Annotated in this window: 16 protein-coding genes; 7 read left to right on the plus strand and 9 right to left on the minus strand. The window is 65.8% G+C overall.

Going from position 1 to position 19017, the window contains the following annotated elements:
* Positions 1-38: 38 nt before the first annotated feature.
* Positions 39-2360: a heavy metal translocating P-type ATPase gene (locus ACTJKQ_RS15565; protein ID WP_404976594.1), complete on the plus strand. Its 2322-nt coding sequence runs from the start codon at positions 39-41 to the stop codon at positions 2358-2360.
* A gap of 11 nt (positions 2361-2371) precedes the next feature.
* On the opposite strand, the gene ACTJKQ_RS15570 is transcribed toward ACTJKQ_RS15565, so the two are convergent.
* Both ACTJKQ_RS15570 and glmS read right to left on the minus strand, forming a co-directional pair.
* The gene (locus ACTJKQ_RS15570; RefSeq protein ID WP_309826199.1) at positions 2372-3427 is read right to left on the minus strand and encodes a DMT family transporter; all 1056 of its coding nucleotides are present in this window, start codon (positions 3425-3427) and stop codon (positions 2372-2374) included.
* A gap of 320 nt (positions 3428-3747) precedes the next feature.
* A complete protein-coding gene (gene glmS / locus ACTJKQ_RS15575; RefSeq protein ID WP_121422873.1) occupies positions 3748-5661 on the minus strand; it encodes a glutamine--fructose-6-phosphate transaminase (isomerizing) in 1914 nt (637 codons plus the stop codon).
* 139 nt (positions 5662-5800) lie between these two features.
* On the opposite strand from glmS, the gene ACTJKQ_RS15580 reads away from it, so the two are divergent.
* Complete coding sequence (locus ACTJKQ_RS15580) at positions 5801-6289, plus strand: Lrp/AsnC family transcriptional regulator (protein WP_108498955.1); 489 nt, start codon at positions 5801-5803, stop codon at positions 6287-6289.
* Positions 6290-6554: 265 nt separating this feature from the next.
* The gene (locus ACTJKQ_RS15585; protein ID WP_440597377.1) at positions 6555-7607 is read left to right on the plus strand and encodes a diguanylate cyclase; all 1053 of its coding nucleotides are present in this window, start codon (positions 6555-6557) and stop codon (positions 7605-7607) included.
* Positions 7608-7628: 21 nt separating this feature from the next.
* On the opposite strand, the gene ACTJKQ_RS15590 is transcribed toward ACTJKQ_RS15585, so the two are convergent.
* From ACTJKQ_RS15590 to ACTJKQ_RS15600, 3 genes are all read right to left on the minus strand, one after another.
* On the minus strand, positions 7629-8414 hold the full coding sequence (locus ACTJKQ_RS15590; protein ID WP_440597378.1) for a sensor histidine kinase: 786 nt from the start codon (positions 8412-8414) through the stop codon (positions 7629-7631).
* A 187-nt stretch (positions 8415-8601) separates the two neighbouring features.
* Entirely contained in the window at positions 8602-10020 is a 1419-nt protein-coding gene (glmU, locus tag ACTJKQ_RS15595) for a bifunctional UDP-N-acetylglucosamine diphosphorylase/glucosamine-1-phosphate N-acetyltransferase GlmU (protein ID WP_436075720.1), read from the minus strand.
* Positions 10021-10185: 165 nt separating this feature from the next.
* Positions 10186-10941 (minus strand): Crp/Fnr family transcriptional regulator, encoded by a 756-nt coding sequence (locus tag ACTJKQ_RS15600; RefSeq protein WP_108497190.1) that lies wholly within the window; start codon positions 10939-10941, stop codon positions 10186-10188.
* A 125-nt stretch (positions 10942-11066) separates the two neighbouring features.
* On the opposite strand from ACTJKQ_RS15600, the gene ACTJKQ_RS15605 reads away from it, so the two are divergent.
* A complete protein-coding gene (locus ACTJKQ_RS15605) occupies positions 11067-11465 on the plus strand; it encodes a BLUF domain-containing protein (protein WP_056743858.1) in 399 nt (132 codons plus the stop codon).
* A 59-nt stretch (positions 11466-11524) separates the two neighbouring features.
* On the opposite strand, the gene fabF is transcribed toward ACTJKQ_RS15605, so the two are convergent.
* Positions 11525-12799: a beta-ketoacyl-ACP synthase II gene (gene fabF / locus ACTJKQ_RS15610; RefSeq protein ID WP_440597379.1), complete on the minus strand. Its 1275-nt coding sequence runs from the start codon at positions 12797-12799 to the stop codon at positions 11525-11527.
* Between the two features lie 159 nt (positions 12800-12958).
* Here fabF and ACTJKQ_RS15615 point away from each other — a divergent pair, with 159 nt between their 5' ends.
* Positions 12959-13582, plus strand: coding sequence for a TetR/AcrR family transcriptional regulator (locus tag ACTJKQ_RS15615; RefSeq protein ID WP_440597380.1), 624 nt, complete (start codon positions 12959-12961; stop codon positions 13580-13582).
* A gap of 85 nt (positions 13583-13667) precedes the next feature.
* On the opposite strand, the gene ACTJKQ_RS15620 is transcribed toward ACTJKQ_RS15615, so the two are convergent.
* Positions 13668-14045, minus strand: a complete 378-nt coding sequence (locus ACTJKQ_RS15620) for a DUF2917 domain-containing protein (protein ID WP_440597381.1) — start codon at positions 14043-14045, stop codon at positions 13668-13670.
* Between the two features lie 371 nt (positions 14046-14416).
* Positions 14417-14956 (minus strand): DUF2917 domain-containing protein, encoded by a 540-nt coding sequence (locus ACTJKQ_RS15625; protein WP_440597382.1) that lies wholly within the window; start codon positions 14954-14956, stop codon positions 14417-14419.
* 131 nt (positions 14957-15087) lie between these two features.
* Here ACTJKQ_RS15625 and ACTJKQ_RS15630 point away from each other — a divergent pair, with 131 nt between their 5' ends.
* Complete coding sequence (locus ACTJKQ_RS15630) at positions 15088-16089, plus strand: LysR substrate-binding domain-containing protein (RefSeq protein WP_056743853.1); 1002 nt, start codon at positions 15088-15090, stop codon at positions 16087-16089.
* 91 nt (positions 16090-16180) lie between these two features.
* Here the strand turns inward: ACTJKQ_RS15630 and tyrS are convergent, their stop codons facing one another.
* The gene (gene tyrS, locus ACTJKQ_RS15635; protein ID WP_440597383.1) at positions 16181-17413 is read right to left on the minus strand and encodes a tyrosine--tRNA ligase; all 1233 of its coding nucleotides are present in this window, start codon (positions 17411-17413) and stop codon (positions 16181-16183) included.
* 204 nt (positions 17414-17617) lie between these two features.
* Between tyrS and ACTJKQ_RS15640 the strand changes: the two genes are divergently transcribed.
* The gene (locus tag ACTJKQ_RS15640; protein WP_099729252.1) at positions 17618-18988 is read left to right on the plus strand and encodes a M23 family metallopeptidase; all 1371 of its coding nucleotides are present in this window, start codon (positions 17618-17620) and stop codon (positions 18986-18988) included.
* The last annotated feature ends 29 nt before the right edge of the window (positions 18989-19017 follow it).

Genomic DNA, 19017 nt, shown 5'->3' on the forward strand with positions numbered 1-19017 from the left:
TCCAAGGTTTCCAATCGAGGCATCAAGGAGAGAAATTTATGAAATCCTGCTGCGACGAAGCACAAAAACCAACCTCCCAGGACCCATGCTGCGCTCCAGCCGCTCCCGTCTCTACTCAGCTGGATTCCTGTTGCGCCAGCCAGGTTGCGGCCGCCCCAGATACTTGCTGTACCCCACATTCGGTAGCAATCGCAGCGCCTTCGGTTGCAAATGGGCGTGGCCCCCAAGGAGCCATGTTCCGCATCGAAGCCATGGACTGCGCAGCCGAAGAAAGTGAGATCCGCCGCGCGCTGGAGCCAATTGCCGGTGTGCGCGGCCTGGGGTTTCAGCTCGGCGCGCGCACGCTGACCATTGACGCCCCCGATACTGTGATTCCTCAAGCCCTGGCGGCCATTCGCAAGGCAGGGTTCGACCCGCAGCCCGTGGCGACTGGTGCGGCAACGGGCGAGGCCCCTGGACGGGCCTCCACCACCGACGGACTCGGGCGCATGGGGCTGGCGCTGGGCCTGGCCGTCTGTGCTGAAGCCGTGGCCTTCTTCTCTCCAGACACGCTGGTCTTCAAGGGCATTGGCATGGCCCTGGCGGCGGCGGCCATCTGGCTGGCGGGCTTTTCCACCTATCGCAAGGGGTTTGCCGCCTTGCTGCAGGGACGGCTGAACATCAATGCGCTGATGACAGTGGCCGTGACCGGCGCGTTTCTCATTGGCCAATGGCCAGAAGCCGCCATGGTGATGGCCCTCTATGCCATTGCTGAATTGATCGAAGGCCGCGCGGTAGACCGTGCACGCAATGCCATCAAGAGCCTGTTGGATCTCACGCCCGAGACGGCCGAAGTACGCCAGCCTGACGGCAGCTGGAAATCGGTGGCCGCTGCACAGGTTCCCGTCAACGCCATCGTCCGGGTCAGGCCGGGCGAGCGCATGCCGCTGGACGGCACGGTGGCCGTTGGGACCAGCGCAGTCAACCAGGCGCCGGTCACGGGAGAGAGCATTCCGGTGGACAAGGTTCCTGGAGATCCCGTGTTTGCTGGCACCATCAACGAAACAGGCACCCTGGAGGTGATGGTCACGGCAGAGGCCAGCAACACCACCTTGGCCCGCATCATTCACTCGGTGGAACAGGCGCAGGGCTCACGCGCCCCCACACAGCAGTTCGTGGACCGGTTTGCTGCCATTTACACCCCGGCCGTGTTCATCATGGCCGTTCTTGTGGCGACGCTCACTCCGGTCTTCATGGGCCTGACGTGGGTGGATGCCGTCTACAAGGCTCTGGTACTGCTGGTCATCGCCTGCCCCTGCGCGCTGGTGATCGCAACGCCGGTGACGGTGGTCAGTGGTCTTGCTTCTGCGGCCCGGCGCGGCATCCTTATCAAGGGCGGGGTGTATCTGGAAGGCGCGCACAAACTCAAGGCCATTGCACTCGACAAGACCGGCACGATCACGGAAGGAAAACCCAAACTGGTGGCCCAGCACGTGCTGGCCAGAACGTATCCCGAAACCCAGATTCTGGGTTGGGCGGCGGACCTGGCCGGGCACTCGGACCACCCCGTGTCCAAGGCCATCGCGCAAGGACTGTCTGCTGGCCAGGGCATCGTGGCAGGCTTCACGGCCCTTGCCGGACGTGGTGTGGAAGCCCAGCTTGAAGGCCAACCCCTGATTCTGGGGAATCACCGGCTCATCGAGGAACGGGGTCTTTGCAGCCCCGCCATTGAGGCGCTGCTACAGGCACAGGAATCGCAGGGCCGCACGGTGACCCTTCTGGCCAGTCAATCGGAGGTTCTTGCCATCTTTGCGGTGGCCGACACCATCAAGGACAGCTCACGGGAGGCCATCGCCCAGCTACACGCGCTGGGAATCGCCTCGGTCATGCTGACCGGAGACAACCAAGCCACGGCAGAGACCATCGCCAAACAGGCGGGCATCGACCAGGCGCATGGAAACCTGCTGCCAGAAGACAAGCTGTCGGCCATTGAGCAGATGCAGGCCCAGTACGGTGCCACGGCGATGACGGGGGATGGCATCAATGACGCACCTGCGCTGGCACGCGCCGACATCGGCCTTGCCATGGGTGCAGCAGGAACCGACACGGCCATGGAGGCTGCGGACATCGTCATCATGAATGACGATCTGCGCCGCATCCCCGAAGTCATCCAGCTCTCCAGGCGCACGCGGGGCATCCTTCTTCAGAACATCGTGCTGGCGCTGGGTATCAAGACGGTGTTCTTGGTGCTTGCGGTCTTTGGGAACGCGTCGATGTGGATGGCGGTTTTTGCGGACATGGGGGCCAGCCTCCTGGTGGTTGGCAATGGGCTGAGGCTGCTGCGCGGCACGCGCGCTCACGCGGTCCGCGCTGTTGGTTAGATCTAGCGGGTTCAGTGAACGTGCTGATGGTGCACGTCAGGAGCATGGGGATGGGCGTGGGTCACAGGCTCATGGGTGTGCTTGTGGCTGTGGCTGCCAGTTGGCATTACTACGTGCACATGTGCATGGTGCCCATCGTCGTGCCGGTGAGCATGCTCATGCTCCAGCACTTCGTGCGTGTGCTCGTGTCCATGGCTTTCCGCCAGATGGAGCATTACTCCCGCCAACATGAACACTCCACCAAAGAGCATAAACCACCCCGCAGAGCGTTCCCCGAAACCGAAGGCCACGGCAGCACCAATGAAGGGCGCGAAGGCGAACACCGAGCCCGTCCGCGCCGCACCAAATGCCCGCTGGGCCAGGAGGTAACAGCGCAGACTCAGGCCGTAACCAGTGGCTCCAACGGCGAGAAGTCCCAGTGCTGCGGACAGGGAAGGCAAAGGCTCCCCAGTCGAAACAGCCAATGCAGCCGTCGCTGCGGCCCCCAGGGTGGCCTTGGCCATCACCACCTGGCTGGGGTCGCGCTCAGCCAGCCCACGGGACAAGGTGTTGTCCACCCCCCAGGCGACCGTGGCCAGCAGCACGGCAAGCAGCCCCAGCAACTGCACGCCTCCTTGCAGGCCTTGGTCCAGAACGAGCGCCATTCCTCCTGCGAGCAGCAACAGCATGGCGGCCCACACGCGGCGGTCCATGGTTTCGCTGTACAGCCACCATGCCAGCGTGGCGGTGAACAGCGCTTCCAGAGTGAGCATGAGCGACGCGCTGGCTCCGCTCGTGTGCTGCAGGCCCCAGGCCAGGGCCACCGGCCCCAGCGCGGCGCCAAAGCCAGCCATCGCCAGAAGGCGCGGAATGTCGGACCTCTGCACTCGCGCTTCATGCGCAGCAGTCCGCAGCGACAGTGCCCCGATCAGGGCCGCTCCTAAGTACAGCAGCGCTGCGGTCGTGAAGGCCCCGAGCCCTGCGCCCAGCCTCTGTACCGCGGGCGTGCTGATGCCGAAGAGTACCGCCGCCAGCAGGGCGAGAAAGCCACCGCGCAAGGCGGGAAGATGCAAAGGGTCACGCTTCATAGGTGAGGGATTTGAGCACGACATCGGAGTCTGGTAATCCCCAGAACTGGACAAGGCAAGGGGTTCAAAGACGGAAATAGCTGACTCGACGAGAAGTGGAAGGTCTGCTTTCGAAGAAAGCGGCCAACGACATTGTCAGACTGAGCGACGGCAACCAGCCTGAAGAAGCCCACCGCCCTTCCCCTCCGCATGCATCGATACATGAACCGCCTCAAATGAGGCAGGATTAATTTCTCAATACGGAATTTCCCCGACGGACTTTATTTACGTCCGACGCACTTTATTTGTTGGAGTCAAAAAAAAGCGGTCCGTTCGACAAGTCACTCCACCGTGACGCTCTTGGCCAAATTTCTGGGCTTATCCACATCCGTCCCTCGCGCGCAGGCCGTGTGGTACGCCAGCAGCTGCAGCGGCACCACATGCAGCAGCGGGCTCAAGGGGCCGTAGTGCTCGGGCATGCGGATGACGTGGATGCCCTCGCTGCTTTCGATGCGGGTGTCGGCGTCAGCCAGCACGTACAGCACACCCGCGCGCGCACGCACCTCTTGCATGTTGCTCTTGAGCTTTTCGAGCAGGGTGTCGTTGGGTGCTACGGTGACCACGGGCATGGCGCTGGTCACCAGGGCCAGAGGGCCGTGCTTGAGTTCTCCGGCCGGGTAGGCCTCGGCGTGGATGTAGCTGATTTCCTTGAGCTTCAGGGCACCTTCGAGGGCGATGGGGTAATGCAGCCCCCGGCCCAAAAAGAGCGCGTTTTCCATGCGCGCAAAGTCTTCGGCCCAGCTGATGATTTGTGGCTCCAACGCCAGAACGGCCTGCAAGGCCACGGGCAGGTGGCGCATGGTTTTGAGGTGGGCGGCTTCTTGCTCGTCGCTCAAACGGCCTTTGGATTGGGCCAGCGCCAGCGTCAGTAAAAACAAGCCTGCCAGCTGGGTGGTGAAGGCCTTGGTGCTGGCCACACCGATCTCGACACCGGCGCGCGTGATGTACGCCAGCTTGCATTCGCGCACCATGGCGCTGGTGGCCACGTTGCAGATGGTCAGCGTGTGCTGCATGCCTAGGCTCTGCGCGTGGCGCAACGCGGCCAGGGTGTCAGCGGTCTCGCCAGACTGGCTGATGGTGACAACCAGGGTGCGTGGGTTGGGCACGCTGGTGCGGTAGCGGTATTCGCTGGCCACTTCGACTTGCGTGGGGATGCCCGCGATGTCTTCGAGCCAGTATTTGGCGGTGCAGCCGCTGTAGTAGCTGGTGCCGCAGGCCAGGATCAACACGCTGTCGATTTCCTTGAACACGCGCCAGGCGGCGGCGCCAGGTTCGCCATGCTGGCCCGCGCCGTCGAACAGCTCGGGCACGATGCCAGCCAGACCTTCGAGCGTGTCGGCAATCGCACGCGGTTGCTCGAAGATTTCCTTTTGCATGTAGTGGCGGTAGGGGCCCAGCTCGGCCGCGCCGCTGTGGGCCAGCACGGTGCGCACGGGGCGCTGTTCGGACGTGAGTGCGGCACCGTCCTTGCGCACGATCCAGTAGCGGCCCAGCTGCAGGTCCACCAGGTCACCCTCTTCCAGATAAACGATCTGGTCAGTGACGCCCGCCAGGGCCATGGCATCGCTGGCCAGAAAGTGCTCTGCGCCCCCGTTTCCAACCCCCAGGATCAGCGGCGAACCGGCGCGTGCACCCACCACGCGGTGCGGTTCGTCCTTGTGCATCACGGCGATGGCGTAGGCGCCATGCAGTTCGGCCACGGTGGCCTGCACGGCGTCGAACAGGTCGCCGCTGTAGTGGCTGTCCACCAGGTGGGCGATGACTTCGGTGTCGGTCTGGCTCACAAACACATAGCCGCGTGCCTGCAGCGCCTTGCGCAGTTCTTCGTGGTTTTCAATGATGCCGTTGTGCACCAGGGCTACTCGGCCTGCGCTTTGGGCCTGCGCGTCTGCGCCAGTGCCGTGGCTGAAGTGCGGGTGGGCGTTGTGCACGGCGGGCGCGCCATGGGTGGCCCAGCGGGTGTGGGCAATGCCGGTGGCACCGTCGATGTGTTCGGTGGTCACCTGCTCCAGCAACTCAGCCACGCGGGCGGTGCTGCGGGCGCGCTGCAGGCCCGCCGGGCGCGCTGCATCGAGGCTGGAGGCATGTACCGCCACGCCGCAGGAGTCATAGCCCCGGTATTCAAGCCGCTGCAGGCCCTGCACGAGGATGGGAACGATGTTGCGCGTGGAGACTGCGCCGACGATGCCGCACATGGTGGTTGCCCTTGGGTTGGATTTGATGGGGCGATCGTAGGCAGCAAAGAGAAAAATTACTCATTGATATTTGCACAAAAATGAACTTAAATTTCACCATTTCACATCAGTGAAATTTTTATTCATTTTTTATCAATCGATGGAATCCATATCTCTCGATGCAATCGATCTCCAGCTGCTCAACCTGCTGCAAACCGATGCCGCACAAAGCAACCAGGCCCTGGCCGAACAGGTGCATGTGTCCCCGCCCACCTGCCTGCGCCGGGTCAAGCGCCTGCATGATGTGGGGCTGATCGAGCGGCAGGTTGCCATCTTGCAGCCCGACCGACTGGCAGCGCTGCAGGGCCATGGGCTGGGGTGCATCGTGGAGGTGTCGCTGGACCGCCAGGGCGCAGAACAACTCGACGCGTTCGAAGCCCGCGCCGTGCAGGAGGCCGCGGTGCAGCAGTGCTGGCGCGTGTCGCCGGGGCCCGACTTTGTGCTGGTGGTGCACACGCGGGACATGCCGGGCTACCTGGCGCTGTCGCAGCGGCTGTTCACCGGTGACGCCAACGTGCGCAATGTGAAGGCATTCTTTGCGACCCGGCGGGCCAAATTTGAAACAAAAGTGCCAGTGGCGCTAGTGTGATATGCCCTGGTTGCTATTAATTTGTTAGCAGATCACCCCAAATCCTCACCGACGCCCTCTCACCACCCAGCCCCACAAACCACCCTGACAGTCCCGGCAACAAGGCCCCACCACCCATCAACGCCATCCAGGCGACGGACGGGGCATGGCCCGCGGTCATTTCTTGCTGGTCTCGCCTGGCGGTGCGTTGTAAGCTCCCCCGCACTTTCAACCTACCTGGCCGGTGGATGCCCGCGTGGCAGCACCGCCCTTCTCCTGCACCCCCATGCCGACGCCCCGCCGCCAGATGCCACGCCGCATCTACCCCTTGCGCATCCTGGGCATGGGGCTGGGCGGCATGGTGGTGGCGACGGTGCTGTGGGAGCGCCAGGCATCCCCCCTGGCCTGGACGGCGCTGTTGCTGGCCACGCTGGTGTGGCCGCATGTGGCCTACCTGCTCACCCGCCGCGCCACCGACCCCTATGCCGCCGAGGTGCGCAACCTGCTCATCGACTCGGCGCTGGTCGCTGCGCTGGTTCCGCTGATGCACTTCAACCTGCTGCCCAGCGTGATGTTGCTCACCCTCACCATGGTGGACAAGATCACGACCGGCATCCGGGGGCTGTGGGCGCGGGCCCTGTGGGTGATGCTGGCGGCCGGCGCCGCCAGCACAGTGGTCATGGGCCTGCACTGGGCGCCCGAGACCTCCATGCGCGTGATGGTGGCCTGCCTGCCGGTGATGTCGCTGCACACGCTGTCGGTCAGCGTGGTCAGCTACCAGCTCATCCGGCAGTCCGCACGGCAGAACCAGATGCTGGACGAACTGCGCCGTGTGGACGCGCTGACCGGCTTGTTCGGGCGCGGCCACTGGCAAGAGCAGGCAGAGGCCGCACTGCGCCGCCACCACACCACCGACGAGCCCGCCTGCATGCTGATGCTGGACATCGACCATTTCAAGGAGATCAACGACGCCTACGGCCACACCGTGGGCGACGAGGTGATCCGCGCGCTGGCCCATGTGGTGCGGGGCAACGTGCGCGCAGGCGACTGCGCGGGGCGCTACGGCGGGGACGAGTTCGCCATCGTGCTACCCGGCATGCAGGCCCGGGACGCCCTGGCCATTGCCCAGCGCATCCGCGAGCAGACCGAAGGCGTGCGCCTGCGCAGCCTGCCCGAATTGCGCATCACCAGCAGCATCGGCGTGGCCCCGGCCGACCACCGCCACAGCAGCCTGCGTGCGTGGATCGACGCGGCGGATGCGGCGCTGTACGTCGCCAAGAACGGCGGACGCAATCAGGTGGCGGGGTGCATGGAACCGGCGCTGGTGCCGGCGGTGTAGCCACCAGCACTGCGTGCAGGTTCAGGACTCGTCGGTGGCGACTGCAGGATTCACCGGCCACTGCACCTGCACCGTGCAACCGCCCCCCAGCACCGCCGTCGCACTGATTTGTGCGCCGTGGCGCTGCGCAATGGCACGGCACAGCGCGAGCCCTGTGCCCACGCCCTCGAACTCGGTCTCGCGGTGCAGGCGCTGGAACACGCCAAACAAGCTGCCCGCGCGTGCCGGGTCAAAGCCCACGCCGTTGTCGTGCACGGAGAAGGCGCCCTGGCCTGCGGGTGCCGCATCCGCCAACACCGTGATACACGGGTGCGCCACGGGGCGCGTGAACTTGAGGGCGTTGCCCAGCAGTTGTACCAGCAGATCCTGCAGCAGCGTCGGGTCGGCCCACAGCGTGGGCAAATCGGCGCCCACCCGCCATTCCACCGCGCGTCCGACCTTGGCCGGGGCCAGTGTGGCGCGCGCCTGGGCCATGGCACCGGTCAGCGGCACGGGCTGCAGGCGCAGCGGCGCACGGCTGGCACGCACCAGGGCGTGCAGGCCGTCGATCATGAGCCCCATGCGCCGAGCCGACTGGTCCATGGTGGAGAGGAAGCCCAGGGCCTCTTGCACCTCAGCACCCTGCACCACCTCGAGCGGCAGGTCGCCCAACACCTCGCGCACCAGCGATCCGTAAGACGTCACATGCCGCAGCGGCGCGCGCAGGTCGTGCGAGACGGCGCGCAAGAACTCCTCTTGCGCAGCCGCCATATCGACCACCTGCTGCTGGCTGCGGGCCAGTTCGGCGCGCAGCTGTTCGGGGGTCATGTCTGCACCAGCCACTTTCATCTCCCGCCGCAGACCACAGAAGTGTGCACGGCACAACGAGGCGCCAACGCGCTACGCACGAAGACGAAGGCGCAGGCGCAGGCGAGGACAGCCAGCAAGGGCCGCCCCGCAGCAAAGGCTGTCGTCCCCCTGGAGGGGGAAGGCGCGAAGCGACTCAGGGGGTGCTTCATTTTTTCGGGCGGGACCAATTGGCAATGCTGACTTGCTTGCCCCGCGCCACGCTCAACGCGCCAGGCGCCGTGCTCTTGGTGATGGTGCTGCCGCCGCCCACCGTGCCGCCAGCGCCAATGGTCACAGGCGCCACCAGCACGCAGTTGCTGCCCACATGCACGTCGGCCTCGATCACCGTGCGGTGCTTGTTGGCGCCGTCGTAGTTGGCGGTGATGCTGCCTGCGCCGTAGTTCACGCGCTCGCCCACCGTGGCGTCGCCCAGGTAGGCCAGGTGGTTGGCCTTGGCGCCGTCGGCCAGCGTGCTGTTCTTCACTTCCACAAAATTGCCGATGTGCACTTCGCGGCCCAGTTGGGCGCCGGGGCGCAGGCGGGCAAAGGGGCCGATCAGCGCGCCCTCGCCCACGGTGGCTCCAGCCTTTTCGCCGTCGATGTGGGTGTATGGGTGGATCACCGCGCCTGCTGCGATGCGCGCATTGGCAATGCAGCAGTTCGCGCCAATGCTCACGCCCTCGCCCAGCTCCACGCGGCCGGTGAAGACGCAGTTCACGTCGATCTCCACGTCCTGCCCGCAGACCAGTTCCCCGCGCACGCCGGTGCGGGTGTCGTCGCGCACATCGAAGCGGGCGGGGTCGGCCAGGCGCACGCCCTGCTCCATCAAGGCTCGGGCCTGGCGCAGCTGGTGGGCACGCTCCAGCTCGGCCAGTTGCAGCGGGCTGTTGACGCCTGCCACCTGCAGCGCGTCGGTGATGCGGTGGGCCACCACGGGCACACCATCGGCCACGGCCATGGCGACGATGTCGGTGAGGTAGTACTCGCCCTGGGCGTTGTGGTTGGTCAGCCGCGCCAGCCAGGGCGTGAGCAGCCGCGCGGGCACGGCCATGATGCCGCTGTAGACCTCGGTGATGGCGCGCTGGGTGTCGGTGGCGTCCTTGTGCTCGACGATGCCTTGCACGGCGCCGTCGGCGTTGCGCACGATGCGGCCGTAGCCCGTGGGATCAGGCAGGGTCACCGTCAGCAGGGCCAGCTTGTCACCTTCGCTGGCAGCCACCAGGGCGCGCAGGGTGTCGGCGTGCGTCAGCGGCACATCGCCCGACAGCACCACGGCCGTGCCGTCGTCGCGCAGGTGCGGCACGGCCTGCTGCACGGCGTGGCCGGTGCCCAGCTGGGGCTCCTGGCGCACAAACTTCAGGTCAAAAGTGCCCGTAGCGCTAGTCGTGTTTGCGGTAGCCGCTTCTACTTCTGTAGCACCATGGCCTGTGATGACAATGGCGCTGCGGGCCTGCAGGTGCGCGGCCTGGTCCAGCACGTGGTGCAACAGCGGGCGCCCGGCCAGGCGCTGCAGCACTTTGGGGGTGCGGCTTTTCATGCGCGTGCCTTTGCCGGCCGCCATGATGAGGATGTCGAGTGGGGTCATGAAAATGGAATGGGGGTTGCGCAGCACAAGCCCGACGCGCGGGCGTTGCGTGGATTATCGGCTGCAGCCCACGGGGCACAACACGCTATCCAATCCATAGCTAACTGCATATGATTGACTAGCGCTTGCGGCCTGTTGAACCCCAAACCTGCCGCAACGACGGCGCTACAGCAGCGGCATCAAGCGTGGCGGGGTGTCGTAGTACTCGGCAATGCGCGCCAGCGCGCGGGTGTTGAGCAGGCGCAGCCGCCCGTTTTTCAGCTCGTGCAGGCCCAGCATGGACAGGCGCCGCAGCGTCTTGTTGGTGTGCACCAGCGACAGCCCGAGTGCATCGGCAATGTGCTGCTGGTTGAGCGGGAAGGCCACCGAGCCATCTTCCACCAGCCCGATGCGGTCGAGCCGCCGGTACAGGTGCATCAGCAGCATGGCCACGCGCTCGGTGGCGTTGCGGCGGCCGGCGGTGAGCAGGTTGTCGTCCACATGGCCCTCTTCGTGCGCCGACAGCCAGGTGATGTCGTAGCCCAGGCGAGGGTGTTCGCGAAACAGCGCCCACAGGCTGTCGTTTTGGAACACGCACAGCGAGCAGTCGGTCAGCGCCTCGATGCCGTGCGCCGATACATCGCCAAACTCCTGCTGCAGCCCGACCAGATCGCCGGGCAGCAGGAAATTGAGGATCTGGCGGCGCCCGTCGCTCAGCGTCTTGTAGCGAAACGCCCAGCCCGAGTACAGCGTGAACAGCTTGGCGTTGGTCTGGTTCTCGCGCACCAGCGCACCGCCCGCTTCCACGGCAAGGCTGTCGGTGCGAAAGCCTTCGATGAAATCCAGCACCTCCGGCTTCACGGCCGTGAAGGCCCCCGTTTTGCGCAAGCGGCATTGCTGGCAGGCGGGCGGACACGCATGGGGCGGCAGGGAGACGTTCATGGTGGCGCCATTCTAGGGACCCGGGCCGTGACCGCGAAGCTGTGCAGCCGCCCCGCAACGCCTGCCGCGCCTATGTCTTTTGACATTGCACCGCGCAGCCGGGCCTTCTACATTGGGCGCTACTTATGAAAATCAGCTCCGCCCTCTACGAAGTTCTCTACGTCAGCACGCTGGCGCCCGACCAGCCGACCGCCGTCGTGGCAGAGATTGCCGCGAAGGCGCGCCAGGTCAATGCCGAGCTGGACGTGACGGGCCTGCTGATCTTTGACGGCCAGCGCTTTTGCCAGCAGCTCGAAGGCCCGCAAAAGGCTGTGCTCAAGCTCATCGAACGCATCCGCAACGACCCGCGCCATGTGAACGTGGAGGTGGTGCACAACGGCCCGTTGGCGGGGCGGCGGTTTCAGCAGTTCAGCCTGGCGTTCAGCACGGTGGAAGACGCCGATGCGCTGGCCCGCATGGAGCGGCTCGATGGTGAAGCGGCACTGGCCGCGTTTGAAGCCATGCGCGGAGAACTCGTGATCTGAACAGGCGCCGCCCGGCGCCCTTTGCACACCGTGCGGTGCGTGCGCCCGCGTGGCCAGCCTCAAGCCGTGGGCAACCAGCGCCGCAGGATCAGCGTGGCATTCACGCCGCCAAAACCAAACCCGTTGAGCATGGCATGCGTGAGCGCCATGGGCCGGGGCTGCAGGGCCACCAGGTCCAGCCCCTCGGCCAGCGCATCGGGCGTGTGCAGGTTCAGCGTGCCAGGCACCACCTGGTCGCGCAGCGCCAGGGTGGTGAAGATGGCGGCCACGGCGCCCGCCGCCCCCAGCAGGTGCCCGGTGGCCGACTTGGTCGAACTGATGGCCACCTGCGCACCCGCGCCGAACACCCTGCGAATGGCGGCCAGCTCGCCCCGGTCACCCACACCGGTGGACGTGGCGTGTGCGTTCAGATGCTGCACGTCCTGGGGCTTGAGCCCAGCCTGCGCCAGAGCGGCCCACATGCTGCGCGCGGCGCCGTCACCGTCTTCGGGGCCGGAGGTGATGTGGTACGCGTCGGCCGACGTGCCGTAGCCCACCAGCTCGGCCAACGGCTGTGCGCCGCGCGCCAAGGCATGGTCCAGCGCCTCGATCACCAGCATGCCTGCGCCCTCGCCCATCACAAAGCCGTCGCGCTGCGCATCGAACGGGCGCGATGCCTGCTCAGGCGTGTCGTTGAACGCCGTACCCAAAGCCTTGGCCGCCGCAAAACCGCCCAGGCTCACACGGTCGATAGCGGCCTCGCTGCCGCCGCACACGGCCACATCGGCCTCGCCGCTGCGGATCAGGCGTGCGGCATCGCCAATCGCCTGCACGCTGGCGGCGCACGCAGTGACCGGAGCCCCCAGCGGTCCCTTGAGCCCGTGGCGGATCGACACCTGCCCCGCCGCCAGATTGACCAGGAACGATGGCACCGTGAACGGCGACAGCCGCTGCGGCCCGCGCGTGTCGGTGGTGCGCACGGCCTCGGCAATCGCACCAAAGCCGCCGATGCCCGAGGCGATCACCGTGGCCGTGCGCTCACGCGCCCGCTCGTCGGCCGGCGGCCAGCCCGCCTGCGCCAGCGCCTGCTGCGCGGCGCCCAGTGCAAAGGGGATGAAACGGTCCATCTTGCGCTGGTCTTTGGACGAGACGATGGCGTCCACATCCCAGCCGCCCTCGGGGTCTTGCGCTATGCCGGGAACCTGCCCGGCGACCTTGGCGGCAATGCCTTCTGTCACCGCGTCCGGCAAGCGCGAGAGGCCGGAGCGCCCAGCCAGCAAGCGCTGCCACGCCAGTTCTACACCGCAGCCCAGCGGCGACACCAGGCCCATGCCCGTGACCACCACGCGGCGCATCAGGTCACTCCCTCGTTGCTGCTCATACCACTCGCATTTTTCATGGATTCACCTCGTCAGACAGTTGGGGCACAGAGGCTCTGCACCTTTATGATTGCAACCGTCATCATAAACCGCAAACCCATTTTTGCTTACGACCGCAATCAATAAGAGGCTTTCATGAAGGTTTCCAAAGCACAGGCCGCAGAAAACCGGCAGGGCATCCTGGACGCGGCGGCCCGCCTGTACCGCGAGCGGGGGCTGACCGGCGTAGGGGTGGCCGACATCACGCGCGATGCCGGGCTTACGCATGGCGGGCTGTACCGGCATTTCGCGTCCAAGGATGTGCTGGTGCAGCAGGCGTGCACCAAGGCGTTCGACTGGTCCATCCCCGTGCTGGACGGCGAGCGGCCTCACGCCACGGTGGGCGACCGCATCCAGCGCTACCTCTCACCTGAACACCGCGACGCGCCGGGCTCAGGCTGCCCCGTGGCCGCATTGGCGGTGGACGCCGCGCGGGCGGGCGGCGGCTTGTCTGAAGTATTTGCCCAGGGCATCGAGCGCAACATCCAGCGGTTTGCCCAGCTGCTGGCTGACGGCGCTGCCGATGCCGGCGGCGGCGCCACCCCATCGCCACAAGACCGCGCCCGCGCGATCCATGTGCTGGCCACCATGGTGGGGGGGATGGTGCTGGCCCGCGCCACGGCAGCGGCGCAACCCGCGTTGTCGAATGAGCTGATGGCGACGCTGCAGACGCAGCTGACGGACTGGCTGGACAACACATCCACCAGCCCCTCGAAGTAAAAAAGAACGGCCAGCGCTTGCGTCACAAGCACTGGCCGTTCTTAACAAGTCACATCACCCGGGGCAAGACGCCCCAGGGATCATGTCAGGCGCAGCAGGCGTCGCCCCAGGCGGGAGCCCCATTGCCCACCGACGCACGGCGCCACCACGTGGCAGGGCGCGCATCGGCGGCATCGCCGCGCACCCAGCGGTATTGCAGGCGGCGGCCGTTCAGGGGTTCGACCACCACCGCCTGGCCTGCCGCCACAGGCAGCGACTGACCGGCGCACAGAAATACGTCGCTGCCATCGCCCAGGCCCTGGCCCAGCGTGACCCAGGCCTGGCCTTCGGCAATGCGCAGGGTCATCGCGGCCTTGGGAGCCAAGGTGACGGCGGCGCCTGCGGCCACATGTCCCGCCTCACCGGCGGCAGCGCCCGTGGCGCGGGAAGATGCAAACAGATGAGGAGCGTGAGAGGTTGTCATGGCTTTCTCCGGGTTAACCCTAATATGACCGTATGGTGCGCCGGTTGCAGAACAACGTCCAATGAAAAGCACGGCACCGATTGATGCTTTTCCTGCATGGGAGAGCCTGTTCAACGTCTTTTTGGAGTCGCACAAGTACCTTGCCGGGATGGAATGCTAGGCGCGGTGCGCCGCCGATAGCCCGTGCTATCGGCAAGCGCCGCAACGCCGCAGACCGCCCGGCAAGGCACTTGCCCGAAGGGTTGGAGTGAAATCGGGCGATTGGACGCCCCGGCTGCTTGCACGGGCACGAGCCCATGCGGCGCATCCGAAGCATCCACTCCTCCCGATTGCACTCCAATGCGATCTCCAAAAAGACATTGAACAGGCTCTTAGGCCGGCCTGCGCTGTAGCGGCGCTGCTATCCGAAGCAGAGCAAACCGGGCAAAGCCGACGGCAAACCGGCCGCCCGCGCCCGCCACACCCGCCAGCGCCGTGCCCAGGGCGCGTCCGCCCTGCCCTAGCGCCTGCCCCAGATCGCGCAGCGGCTGCACGACGCCACATTCCCAATCCCTGGCGGCTGTGCTGGCGGGCTGCACCAGAGCGGGGGCTGCCACGACGTCCCAGCGGAAAGCCACCGGCTCCGCGCAGCCGGAACCGGTCCAGGCTTCCATCACCACATGCTGCCCCGGCGCAACCGTCAGCTGTTGACCGGGCTGCAGCACGTGGTCCACAGCGGCGCCCGGCATGTCCGCCAGAACGCCACGCAAGGTGACCCACGCCTGCCCCTGGGCGATCTGCAGCACGCCATGGGTGTCTGGGTGCAATGACAAGGCCTGGCCTGTGGCCAGTTTCCAGCAACCGGCCGCGCGACGGCCAGCCGTGGCGGCATGGACGGATTGTTGCGATTCCAGAACGTTGCGGGGGGACATGACAGGCTCCTTGGCTTCAGTAAAACGTGTTGAGGAGACTGGATAGTGCGCTTTACACCGTACACAGTCCAATGAAAACAAGGTACGCTATTCATTCCGTCAACGCATGAATCGCACTCAGGATCACTGCCATGGCCTCTGCCGAATACTCTCCCGCCGTCTTGCGCACCCGGCCCGTGGCCACAGGGCACTGGCGCGCCTTCCTGACCGTAGCCAAACACCTGAACTTTCGCGCGGCCGCCGACGAGCTGGCCCTCACCCAGTCGGCCGTGAGCCGCCAGATCCAGGCGCTGGAAGAAGAGGTGGGCGTGCCCCTGTTCCTGCGCCACACCCGTGCCGTGGAGCTGACCAGCGCGGGCGCACAGTTGCAGCGCGCCGTGGGCCCGGCGCTGGAGCGCATGGACGCCGCCGTGCGCCTGGTGCGCCAGACGGCGGGGCGCCGCAGCGTGGCCATCACCACCTGGGCCAGCTTTGCATCGATGTGGCTGATACCGCGCATGGAGGAGTTCCAGCGCGACAACCCGGGCATCGACATCCGCATTGATGCGAGCGACGTGCAGGTGGACCTGGAAACCTCGGACGTGGACCTGGCCCTGCGCTATGCCATGCCGGCCGGAGCCACGCAGGGCGGCATCCGCCTGTTTGGCGAGCAACTGGCCGTGGTGGCAAGCCCCTGGCTGCTCAAGAGCGGCAAGCCGCTGCGCACCCCCGCCGATGTGGCGCAGTTCACCCTGATCGAGGCGGGCGACGCCCACCGCACGCACTACCTGGAATACCTGAGCTGGCGCCGCTGGTTCGACACCCGCGACCTGACCAAGCTGCAACCCCAGCGCTGGCTGTACTTCAACTACGCCCACCAGATCGTGCAGGCCGCGCTGGCCGGCCAGGGCCTGGCCCTGGCGCGCATGCCACTGATTGCCGATGCCCTGGCCGCGGGCGACCTGGTGGAGGTGCTGCCCGGCCACCGCATCGACTCGCCCCTGGCCTACTGGCTCATGGTGGGGCCGCGCAGCGCGCAACGGCCGGAGATCAAGGCCTTCTGCGCCTGGTTGCAGGTGCAGGCCGAGGCCACCCGCCAGGCGATTGGCGATGTGCCCGACCCGGACCTGAACGACAACCTGGACGGATCATGAAAAAAGCGCTGGGCCTTGCGGCCTCAGCGCTTTCATTTTGATAGCTATCAGTGCTTATTCTTCTAGCGTTTGTGGCTGATTTAACCCCCAATCAGGCCAAAGTCACCCGTGCAAACTTGCGCTTGCCCACCTGCACCACGTAGGTGCCGGCGTCCAGCTTCAGGCCCTTGTCACTGACCACGCTGCCTTCCACGCGCACGCCGCCGCCGTCGATCAGACGGTTGGCCTCGCTGGTCGAGGGGGCCAGGTTGGCCTGCTTGAGCAGCGCACCGATGCCCAACGGCGCGCCAGACACGCTCACCTCGGGGATCTCATCCGGCACGCCGCCCTTGCTGCGGTTGATGAAGTCCTGCTCGGCCGCATCGGCGGCAGCCGCGCTGTGGAAGCGCGTGGTGATCTCCTTGGCCAGCATCACCTTGGCGTCCTTGGGGTTGCGCCCGCCAGCGATCTCCGCCTTGAGCGCGGCGATGTCGGCCAGGCTCTTGAACGACAGCAGCGTGTACCAGTCCCACATCAGGGTGTCGCTGATCGACAGCACCTTGGCAAACATGGTGTTGGCGTCCTCGGCAATGCCGATGTAGTTGTTCTTGGACTTGGACATCTTGTCCACGCCGTCCAGGCCCACCAGCAGCGGCATTGTGAGCACACACTGCGGCTCCTGGCCATATTCCTGCTGCAGGTGACGGCCCATGAGCAGGTTGAACTTCTGGTCGGTGCCACCCAGCTCCAGGTCGCTCTTCAAGGCTACCGAGTCGTAGCCCTGCATCAGCGGGTACAGGAACTCATGCACCGAAATGGACTGGCCGGTGGTGAAGCGTTTGTGGAAGTCGTCGCGCTCCATCATGCGCGCCACGGTGTACTTGGCGGCCAGCTGGATCATCCCGGTGGCGCCCAGGGGTTCGCTCCATTCGCTGTTGTAGCGGATCTCGGTGCGGGCCGGGTCCAGCACCAGGCTGGCCTGCTTGTAGTAGGTCTCGGCATTCGCCTTGATCTGCTCGGGCGTGAGCGGCGGGCGGGTGCTGTTGCGGCCCGAGGGGTCGCCAATCAGGCTGGTGAAGTCGCCGATCAAGAAGATGACCTGGTGGCCCAGATCTTGCAATTGCCGCATCTTGTTCAGCACCACCGTGTGGCCGATGTGGATGTCGGGGGCCGTGGGGTCCAGACCCAGCTTGATGCGCAGCGGCTGGCCCGTGGCCTCCGAACGCGCCAGCTTCTTGACCCATTCGTCCTGTGGCAGCAGCTCTTGCACGCCGCGCAGCGAGATTTCGAGGGCTTGTCTTACACCATCAGAGACCGGGGTTGTTGTAACAGCAGATTGATTCATAAGGGTTTTTTGGGATGTCTAGACAGCATGCACCGCTATACTTCAGCCCACATTGCAGAGGCGGATTCTAGTGGGCCCGCCGTTTCGACCTGTTTTTCATCAACCTGTCGAATGGCTGCAGCCTGACAGTCTGTGCTCCTGGCCCCGCCCCGCATTCACACCGGGGGTGTGCCACGGAACCGCAATCACCCTGGGGATAGACCTTTGATTCACGGCCTCACTACGGTCCGCACCGCCAGCATCGCTTTGCTTGACCGGCTGTCCCGCACGATCCAACAACATCCCAAACGCATCACCGCCGCCGTCGCAGCCATTTTGCTGACGGGCGGCGGCGGCGCATTTGCTGTGGCCTCCTTCGCACCCGACCCAGCCGAGCTGCCGGTGCGCATGGTGAACTACCCGGTCGAATCGCTGGCCGAAAACATGGTGCTCGGCCAGCTGGATGCGCCCAGTTTTTCGCTGTTCCGCTCCGAACAGGTGCGCAGCAGCGACACCCCCGAGTCGCTGCTGCAGCGCATGGGCGTGGCCGACCCGGCCGCCGCCGCCTTCATGCGCAGCGACACGCCGGTGCGCCAGAACGTGCTGGGTCGCACCGGCCGCATCGTGTCGGCAGAGACCACCGACGACCACCGACTCATCCGCCTGACGGTGCGCTGGGTGCCGGACGACAGCGGCAACTTCCGCCGCCTGATCGTCGAGCGCACGGGCGACAACAAGTTTGCGACCCGCATCGAAACCGCCAAGATGACGACCAACAGCCGTCTGGCGGGCGGCATCATCAATAGCTCGCTGTTTGCCGCCACCGACGCGTCGAACATCCCCGACGCCGTGGCCGTGCAAGTGGCCGAACTGTTCTCGGGCAATATCGACTTCCGCCGCTCGCTGCGCAAGGGCGACCGCTTCTCGGTGGTGTACGAAACCCTGGAAGCCGATGGCGAGCCCCTGTCCAGCGGCCGCGTGCTGAGCGCCGAGTTCGTCAACAACGGCAAGACCCATCAGGCCGTCTGGTTCCAGGAACCCAATGCCACCAAGGGCGCGTACTACACGCTGGATGGCGAAAGCATGCGCCGCGCCTACCTGACCTCGCCCGTCGAGTTCTCGCGCGTGACCAGCGGCTTCAAGATGCGCCTGCACCCCATCCTGCAAACTTGGCGCGCACACCTGGGCACCGACTTTGCAGCCCCCACAGGCACCGCCGTGCGCACCGTGGGCGATGGCGTGGTGGAGTTTGCAGGCGTGCAGAACGGCTACGGCAACGTGGTGTTCATCAAGCACCGCAACCAGCACGTCACGGTGTACGCCCACCTGAGCCGCATTGACGTGCGCCAGGGCCAGTCGGTCGAACAAGGCCAGACGCTGGGCGCCGTGGGCGCCACGGGCTGGGCCACCGGCCCGCACCTGCACTTCGAGTTCCGCGTCAACGGCGTGCACCAGGACCCGATGACCATCGTGGCCCAGAGCGAAGCCGCAGCACCGGTGTCTGCAGCCGCACGCCCTGCGTTTGACCGCCTCGCGGCCAACATGCGTGTTCAGCTGAACGCCGCTGCGCTCATCGAGCAGGCCAGCGCAGACTGATCCCCCGCACTTCCAGATACCACCCGTCA

The sequence above is a fragment of the Acidovorax sp. 22279 genome (genome assembly GCF_052045435.1).
GTDB lineage: Bacteria > Pseudomonadota > Gammaproteobacteria > Burkholderiales > Burkholderiaceae_C > Acidovorax > Acidovorax delafieldii.